Below are 8,418 nucleotides of genomic sequence, written 5' to 3' on the forward strand. Positions count from 1 at the left end.
AATCATTTACCAGCGTTAATCGCACAAAAAAGCGGCCAGAAGGCCGCTTTTTTTATGTCTTACCCCAGCACCGCCACCGTCAATCTCGAGGTGCAGCACAGCTGATCGCGGGCGTTACGAATTTCGATCTGCCAGCTTTGATTACGCGCACCAAGGTGTAGCGGGCGGCAAATGCCGTGCACTTCACCGCTGCTTACCGCGCGATGGTGGCTGGCACTCACCTCAATGCCCACCACGCTTTTGCCTTCTTCGATGCTGAGATACCCGGCGATCGATCCCATCGACTCCGCCAGCACCACCGAAGCACCGCCGTGCAGCAGGCCAAACGGCTGCTGCGTGCGGGCATCCACCGGCATGGTGGCTTCGAGGTAATCTTCGCCGATGGTGGTAAACACAATACCAAGGTGCGCCACCAGCGAGTTCTCACCCATCTTATTCAGCGTTTCAAGATCGACCGATCGTTTCCAGATTGCCATCACTTAGGATCCCAGCGTTGCGCCACCGTCGACCACAATATCCTGCAGTACTACGTGGCTGGCAAGATCTGAAGCGAGGAACATCACGTTCGCGACGATCTCCTGCGGTTTCGCGATCTTACGCAGCGGGATCCCCAGCTTGTACTGATCCGGGAAACCATTAATCATCTCCTGCTCGGCTTCTGGCGTATGCCACAGGCTGCGTTGCATATCGGTATCGGTGGAACCTGGCGAGACGATATTGCAGCGCACGCCGAACGGAGCCATTTCCAAACCCACGGTCAGACACAAGCTGCGCAGTGCGGCCTTGGAAGCGCCATAAGCGGACATACCAAGACGTGGCGCATGTGCGGCATTAGACGCGATAGTGACAATCGCGCCCGCACGCTGCTGGCGAAACACCGGCAAGGTTTGCTGGAACATGTTGAACGCGCCACCGGCATTCACCGCCAGACACGCCTGCCAATCTTCAAACGACAGTTCATCGGTGCTGCCAATGCGCAGGATGCCGGCACCGTTCACCAGCACATCGAGACGTGGCTGATCCGCCAGCAAACGCTGACAAACCGCTTTCACCTCGGCGGCGTTCGCTACATCCAGCACCTGCGTGGCGAACGGATAATCGGTTTGATCAAAACGCAGATCGAGGCCAATAACCTGCGCGCCCGCCTGATGGAAGCTCAGCGCGGTGTGATAACCAATCCCTTTGCCTGCGCCAGTGACCCAGACAATCTTTCCACTGAATTCGAACGTCGCACTCATTTAGTCGGCACCCTTGATAACAGCGCCCACCAGCCATCAATGGTCGGATTTTTTGCCAGACTGACGAAGTCGATGTCGCTGTGCACCTGGCGCCAGCGCGCCGCCAGCGCCATCACGCGTACCGAATCCAAGCCATAATCGATCAGGTTCTCGTCATCTGCTGGCACATCGTCATCTTCCAGCAGCGGCAGAATCAGCGCACGCAGATCGTCTTTGCTCAACGGCAGCGGCATCAGATCGGCGGTCATCACCACTTTACCGCTGCGACCTGCGGTGTAAGTCAGCGCCATCATGTGCTCTTCGCGCGTGAAGTCAGCCAGCGCATCCGCCACCATAAACGGCTGGATGTTACGCATAAAGGCGTCAGTCGCGGTGGTCAGGCAACCGATATGCGCGTACACGCCGGTGATGATCAGCTGATCGCGGCCCATCTCCTGCAGGATCGATTCCAGCGGTGAGCGCACGAAGGCGCTGTAACGCCATTTGGTCAGAACCTGGTCGTCCTGATCCGGTGCCAGCGCATCAACGATCTTCTGCTGATCGGGATGTTTGTTCAGGCCCGGTCCCCACATGTCGTTAAGCAGCGCGCGATCGGCATCGCTCTGCTCGTTCGGCTGAGCGGTATAGAACACCGGAATGCCCTGCGCTTTGCAGTAAGCGCGCAGGCGAGCGATGTTTTCCACCACCTGATTAACCAGCGGGCTGTTCTCGCCCCAGAAATTAAGGAAATAAGCCTGCATATCGTGAATCAGCAGCGCGGCGCGCTGAGGTTCAACCGCCCACTTCACTTTGTTAGTTGGCAGTTCAGTCGCTGCAGGCAGCGCATAAGAGTTCAGTTTTGGAATAGCCATTACATTCTCCGGAACAGGTCAGGCTTGCGCTTGTTGGTCGGCAAGCTGTTGGCGTAAACGTTTTTTATCCACCTTGCCAACAGGCGTCAGCGGCAGGGCATCTACGCAGGTAATACGGTCAGGTAATTTGAACTCGGCCACGCCCAGTTCGCGCAGGTGACGACGCAGCGCCACTGCTTTAATCGGTTGGCTGGCGACAATAAAGGCGCAGCTCTTTTCACCCATCAGTTCGTCGTTCATCGACACCAGCGCGGCGTGGATCACATCCGGATGGCGCTGCAGCAGGTTTTCGATCTCTTCTGCGGCGATCTTCTCGCCACCGCGATTGATCTGATCCTTTTCGCGCCCTTGCACGGTGATGTAGCCCTGCGCGTCGATCTCAATCAGATCGCCCGAGCAGTAAAATCCGTTGGCATCGAAGCTGGCAGCGTTATGTTCCGGGCTCTTGTAGTAGCCACGGAAGGTATAAGGTCCGCGCGTCATCAGGCGGCCGATGGTGCCGGTGGGCAACGCGTTGCCATGTTCATCGGCGACCCACACTTCGTCATCTTCAGAGATCGGCCGGCCTTGCGTGGTGAGAATAATTTTCTTATCGTCGCCAAAGCGGGTGTAATTCACCAAACCTTCGGCCATGCCGAACACCTGTTGCAGCTGACAGCCGATTTCGCGCTGAATACGTGCCGCCAGGGTTTCGCCCAGTTTGGCGCCGCCTACCTGAATACGTTGCAACGAGGCTAGCTGCTTATTGCTGCCCCATTCTTGAATCGCCTGTAACCACAAACTCACCGCCGGCGGCACCAAACCGGTATCGGTGACCTGATGCTTGTCGATCAGCGGGAAACAGAGCGTGGCGCTGGGATCGGCAGCCAGAATCACCTGACCACCGGCATAAAACACGCCGAGCGAGCCCGGTGAGCTCATGGCGAAGTTATGCGGTGCGGGCAGGGCGATGAGATAGCGCGTATCGGCGGTCACCTGACAGATCTCATCACTGGCGCGAATGCTGTAGTAATAGTCGTTGTGGGTGCGTGGAATCAGCTTCGGCGTGCCGGTGCTGCCGCCAGAGAGCTGGAAAAACGCCACTTCATCGGCGGCGGTTGGCGTGGCGACGAAATCACCCGCAGCTTCCGCCATCAAGGATTCCAGCGTGTTTTCCGGCTGGTTGTCATTACGCAGAATCACCTGCTGCAGAGAAGGCTGAGCATCGCACAGCGCGCTGATAAAGCTATCGTCAGCAAACAGCGCGTGAGTGCGATCGGCAATTAGCAGCTTAGGTTCGATCTGCTTCGCATAGGCACTCAGCTCGGTACGCTGATGGCTGAACAGGGCGAATACCGACGCCACGCCGAGCTTAAACAGCGCAAATACCGTGACATAAAAATCAGCCACATTGCCAAGCTGCACCAGCGCCGTATCGCCGTTTTGCAGGCCACGACGCTGCAGCGCGGCGGCCAGATTGCTGCTCAGCACATCCATTTCGCGATAGCTGATTTGACGATCGCCATCAATCACCGCGATGGAATCGTTGTGCTGATGACGCGCCAGAATGTCGGTCATCGGCACATCCAGCCAGTAACCTTTTTCGCGGTAGCGCGCAGCCAGATCGTCCGGCCAGCGAGTATAGGGAATGCTCATGCTCTTTCCTTTATTGCAGTCCAAAGGCGCGCAACATGGTGTCCAGCTTCACGCCGGTTTCACGCCACTCTGATTCGGGTTGGGAGTCGGCGACAATGCCCGCGCCAGCAAACAGGCGCACGCGCGTACCTTGCACGGTGCCGCAGCGGATGGTGACGACCCATTCGCCGTTGCCCTGGCTATCGCACCAGCCGACGATGCCGCCAAACAGTTGGCGATCAAAAGGTTCCAGCTGCTGAATGAGCTGCTGTGCGCGCTGATGTGGGAAGCCGCTCAACGCCGGCGTTGGATGCAACAGGCAAGCCAGCGACAGCGCATTTTCGCGCTCATCCTGCACTTCGCCGTCGATTTGCGTGGCGAGATGCCACAGCGTGGCGGTGGTAATCAGCGATGGAATAGTTGGCACCGACAGCAAACGGCTACGCGGCTGCAAGGTGTCGCGCATCGCGTCGGTCACCAGCTTGTGCTCATGACGATCTTTGCCGGAATCCATCAGCGTATCGCCCGCAGCGCGATCCTGTTGGGCATCGTCGTGATTACGCCGCGCCGAACCCGCCAGCGGACAAGAGCTAAAATCGCGCCCCTGTTTGCGTAGCATCAGCTCCGGACTGGCGCCAATCAGCGCACCGCCTTGCGGCAGCGGCAGATGGAAATGGTAGCTGTTGGGGTTCTGCGCAATCACGCGCTGCATCAGTGCGGCGGTATCAACCGGCTGTTCGGTGACGATATCCATCAGACGCGACAGCACCACTTTATCCAGATCGCCGCGCTGCGTGGCCGCCACCGCATCGGCCACCATGGTGGTAAATACGTCGTGGTCCGGTATCGCTGCGCGGCGACGCACCTGCGGCAGATCGCTGACGTTTTGCGGCAGCGCGCTTTGCAGGTCGGCGCGGTTAAACGTCTGATAGGTTTCAGGAATAAACAGCGCAGCCGGTTGGCTGACGTCAAACGGGATCGCACCGACCAGAATCGGATTGTCGATGCCCTGTTTTTTCGCCGTCGCAAAATGCTGACGCAGCTGTTGTTGGAAATCACCGTCCAGCGACGCGGCGTCTGCTACCGGCGCGGTAATGGTGGTATAGCATCCTTGCGTTGCCAAACTACGCCACGGCGAGGTAAAGAGGAAACCACGGCTTAGCGCGGAATAATCCTTCAGCCAGGCATTTTCAAACGTGGAAGATTCCACCATAATTTTCACCTATAAATGATAAGATTATTAAGAATGATTATCATTTTTATTATGGGCCTGTAACCTACGTCGATTGGGCAAAGGTGTCAATCCATTCGCGGGATTTCAGCTGCGTTTAAACGTAATCAGGCGCTGACGCTAAGCAGGGCAATATGCTAAAAAGTGGACCAAAACTTATGAATAAATGCGGTTTTTGGGGCATTTCAGCCCTTATATGTGTTTTCCAGATTTTCACCAGCATCGCCCACGCTGAACAAGGTTGGCCGCGCACCGTGCAGGGCGCCAACGGATCGATCACCCTCAACCACGCGCCGCAGCGCATTGTCTCGACCAGCGTCACGCTGACCGGCTCGCTGCTGGCCATTGATGCGCCAGTTATCGCGTCCGGCGCAACCGCGCCAAACAGTCGCCTGGCTGACGATCAGGGTTTCTTCCGTCAATGGAGCGATGTTGCCAAAAAGCAGCATCTGCAACGTCTGTACATCGGTGAGCCGAATGCCGAAGCGGTTGCTGCGCAAGCGCCGGATCTGATCATCGTCAGCGCTACCGGCAACGATTCTGCCATCAAGCTCGCCGAACAGTTCTCGGCTATTGCACCGACGCTGGTGGTCAATTACGACGACAAAAGCTGGCAGGATGTTGTCACGCAATTAGGTCAGGCGACCGGTCACGAAGCGCAGGCGGCACAGCGCATCAAAGCCTTCGACGATCGCGAAGCGGCACTGAAAAAAGCCATTACGCTGCCACCGCAGCCGGTTTCCGCCATGGTGTGGAACGGCGGCGGACGTGCGGTCAATCTGTGGACCGCAGCCTCGGCGCAGGGCAAGCTGCTGGAACAACTTGGCTTCACCCTGGCAACGCCACCGGCGACGGTTGAGCAGGGCCACAGCATGGGGCAGCGCAAAGATATCATTCAGCTGTCGGGCGAAAACGTTGCCAGTGGCCTGACCGGGAAAACCTTCCTGCTGTTTGCCGCTGACGATAAAACTACGCAATCGGTGCTAGGCAATCCGTTCCTCGCGCAAAACGCCGCCGTACAGAACAAGCAGGTGTACGAGCTGGGCGTCGATTCGTTCCGTCTCGATTACTACAGCGCCAGCAATCTGCTGGCGCGTCTGGAAAAGCTGTTCGTTAAATCATGATGCCTGTTCCGCCAGCTCTGGCGCTGGTGGATGGTAACGACGTAAACGGCCCATCACCAACCACATCAATATGCCCAGCAGCGCCGCCGCAAAGCCAAATACGGCGGCGGCCTGCGGTGGCAGCAACCATGAACCCATCGCACCAATCACCGCCGCACCAATCGCATCGCCGGTCACGTTCTGCGCGGTCCACAAGCCGTTGATACGGCCTAACAGATGATCCGGCGTTAATGCCTGAATCATCGCGTACTGCACCAGGCTATTGATGGCGCTGAAGTAACCGAAGGCGACTAAACAGGCTAACGCCAGCGGCAGGTTCGGCATCAGGCTAAACAAACCCAGCGCGATAAACGCCGCAATCGCGCTGCCGAGCACCAGCTGTCCGGGACGCGCGGCGTGTTTCAGTTTACCGCTGGTGAATGCGCCGATCGCCGCACCAAGCGGCACGGCAGCGTACATCAAGCCCAGCTGGTCCGCGCTTACTGACCAATGCGGCGCGAGGGATGGATAGAGCACGCGCACCGCGCTGGCCAGCGTCACTAATGCGCCAATCAGCGCCACCATGCCGACAATCGGGCTGGCGAAAAGAAACTGCACGCCAGCGGCGAGGGATTTCAGCGGATGTTCACGCGGCTGCGGCGGAGGCGGCAAGGTCGGCAATTTCAGCAGCGTTAACACGGTAAGCAAAGTGCCGAAGGCGGCGAGGGCGTAGTTCCAGGTTACGCCGCCATGCGCAATCACCAGACCGGCAATCGCCGGCGATAAAATCGAGCCGAAGCGCACCGTCAACATGGTGATCGCGCCCGCCTGCATAATGTTTTCCCTGCCGACCAGCGCGGGCGTCGCGGCCAGCAGCGCGGTCACGCCAATCGCGCCGAAAAAGCCATCCCAGAAACCGAGCAGATAAACCGCGATCAAAGAGGGTTCTGGCAGCGCGGCGTTGATGGCCAGCGCGATAAAACCTAAGCCACAGGTGGATCGGGCAAACAAAATCAGCTTTTTGCGTTCATGGCGATCGGCTAACACGCCGCCGGTGAGCAGGCCGATAAACATGCCCGCAGCGGCCAGCGTCACCGCCAATCCCACCAGCAGCGGTGAATTTGTCATGTGCTGAATCTGCACCGGCACCGCCACGGCGAGCATGCCGAGCGCGACAATCGAGATAAAACGCGCGATAAACACCGCGCGAAAAGCCGGATGGGTTTTCAGCAGCGAGAGATCGATAAAGTGGGAAGATTTGTTCATGTGTTCGCCTTATTGCACCAATTTTCCTCATCGTCCGCGAGGCGAGTCATGGTAACATAGCTAAACGCGAGTAATAACGATAACCATTATCAAGTTACATCGCGCATGCGACGACGTTGAACAGTGAAGGTTTAGAACGCTATGCGCCAGATTCGTGCATTAGCAGGCTCAGGGATTCTGCTCTTGCTCCTCATCGCGCTCAGCTTAATGCTGGGGGCAAAATCGATACCGCTTCCCGATGTTTATCATTCGCTTACCACCGCCTGTAACAGCGCGGAGTGCGTCATTGTGCGTGACGCACGCCTGCCACGTACGCTGGCCGGTTTACTGGCGGGCGTGGCGCTGGGCATTGCTGGTGCGTTGATGCAGAGCCTGACGCGCAATCCGCTGGCCGATCCCGGCATTCTTGGCGTTAACGCCGGAGCCGGTTTCGCGGTGGTGATTGGCATTGCGCTGTTCGGTGCTGACTCGCCGGTGGATTGGCTCGGCTTCGCCTTTGGCGGCGCGCTGTTGGCTTCCGTGCTGGTGGCGATGACCGGCGCGATTGGCGGCGGGCGCGTCAATCCGGTGCGTCTGACGCTGGCCGGCGTGGCACTGGGCGCGGTGCTGGATGGATTAACCTCTGGTCTGTCGCTGCTTAATCCTGACATCTACGATCATCTGCGCTTCTGGCACAGTGGTTCGCTGGATATTCGCAACTTCTCCACGCTGCGCACGCTGTTTCCGGCGGTGCTGATCGGCAGCGTGGTGGCCATTGCGCTGTCGCAGGCGCTGAACAGTTTGAGTATGGGCGGCGACATGGCGACCGCGCTCGGTACGCGAGTGGCGCGCACCCAACTGCTTGGGCTGCTGGCGATTGCGCTGCTGTGCGGCGCAGCCACGGCGGCGGTGGGCCCGATTGCCTTTGTCGGTTTGATGACGCCGCACTTTGCTCGCTGGCTGGTGGGCAACGATCACCGCTGGATGCTGCCCGCCACCGCGCTGGTCACGCCGATTCTGCTGCTCGCCGCCGATATCCTTGGCCGCCTGCTGGTGGCGGGCGAGCTGCGGGTTTCCATCGTTACGGCGATGCTCGGTGCGCCGATGCTGATTGTGCTGGTGCGCCGTAAATTGGG

8 protein-coding genes are annotated in these 8,418 nt (G+C 58.5%); 2 read left to right on the plus strand and 6 right to left on the minus strand.

Annotated features, from left to right (window positions below; genetic code table 11):
* Positions 1-59: 59 nt before the first annotated feature.
* From RTY00_RS01200 to RTY00_RS01220, 5 genes are read right to left on the minus strand one after another with little or no spacing between them, the layout of a single operon-like run.
* Positions 60-476: a hotdog fold thioesterase gene (locus tag RTY00_RS01200; protein WP_008104341.1), complete on the minus strand. Its 417-nt coding sequence runs from the start codon at positions 474-476 to the stop codon at positions 60-62.
* Between the two features lie 3 nt (positions 477-479).
* Complete coding sequence (dhbA, locus tag RTY00_RS01205; protein ID WP_312663151.1) at positions 480-1,238, minus strand: 2,3-dihydro-2,3-dihydroxybenzoate dehydrogenase; 759 nt, start codon at positions 1,236-1,238, stop codon at positions 480-482.
* A complete protein-coding gene (locus RTY00_RS01210) occupies positions 1,235-2,089 on the minus strand; it encodes an isochorismatase (protein ID WP_091003749.1) in 855 nt (284 codons plus the stop codon). The genes dhbA and RTY00_RS01210 overlap by 4 nt, the downstream gene beginning before the upstream one ends.
* A gap of 18 nt (positions 2,090-2,107) precedes the next feature.
* Positions 2,108-3,724, minus strand: coding sequence for a (2,3-dihydroxybenzoyl)adenylate synthase (locus RTY00_RS01215; protein ID WP_312663152.1), 1,617 nt, complete (start codon positions 3,722-3,724; stop codon positions 2,108-2,110).
* 10 nt (positions 3,725-3,734) lie between these two features.
* The gene (locus RTY00_RS01220; RefSeq protein ID WP_312663153.1) at positions 3,735-4,916 is read right to left on the minus strand and encodes an isochorismate synthase; all 1,182 of its coding nucleotides are present in this window, start codon (positions 4,914-4,916) and stop codon (positions 3,735-3,737) included.
* A gap of 176 nt (positions 4,917-5,092) precedes the next feature.
* Here RTY00_RS01220 and fepB point away from each other — a divergent pair, with 176 nt between their 5' ends.
* The gene (gene fepB, locus RTY00_RS01225) at positions 5,093-6,058 is read left to right on the plus strand and encodes a Fe2+-enterobactin ABC transporter substrate-binding protein (protein ID WP_312663154.1); all 966 of its coding nucleotides are present in this window, start codon (positions 5,093-5,095) and stop codon (positions 6,056-6,058) included.
* Here the strand turns inward: fepB and entS are convergent.
* Positions 6,053-7,303 (minus strand): enterobactin transporter EntS, encoded by a 1,251-nt coding sequence (gene entS, locus RTY00_RS01230; protein WP_061718256.1) that lies wholly within the window; start codon positions 7,301-7,303, stop codon positions 6,053-6,055. The two genes, fepB and entS, sit on opposite strands and share 6 nt — an antisense overlap.
* A gap of 141 nt (positions 7,304-7,444) precedes the next feature.
* Between entS and fepD the strand changes: the two genes are divergently transcribed.
* A partial coding sequence (gene fepD / locus RTY00_RS01235; RefSeq protein ID WP_312663155.1) for a Fe(3+)-siderophore ABC transporter permease occupies positions 7,445-8,418 on the plus strand: 974 nt, incomplete at its 3' end.

The sequence above is a fragment of the Pantoea sp. CTOTU49201 genome (genome assembly GCF_032054795.1).
In the GTDB taxonomy this organism is placed as follows: Bacteria; Pseudomonadota; Gammaproteobacteria; order Enterobacterales; family Enterobacteriaceae; genus Pantoea; species Pantoea symbiotica.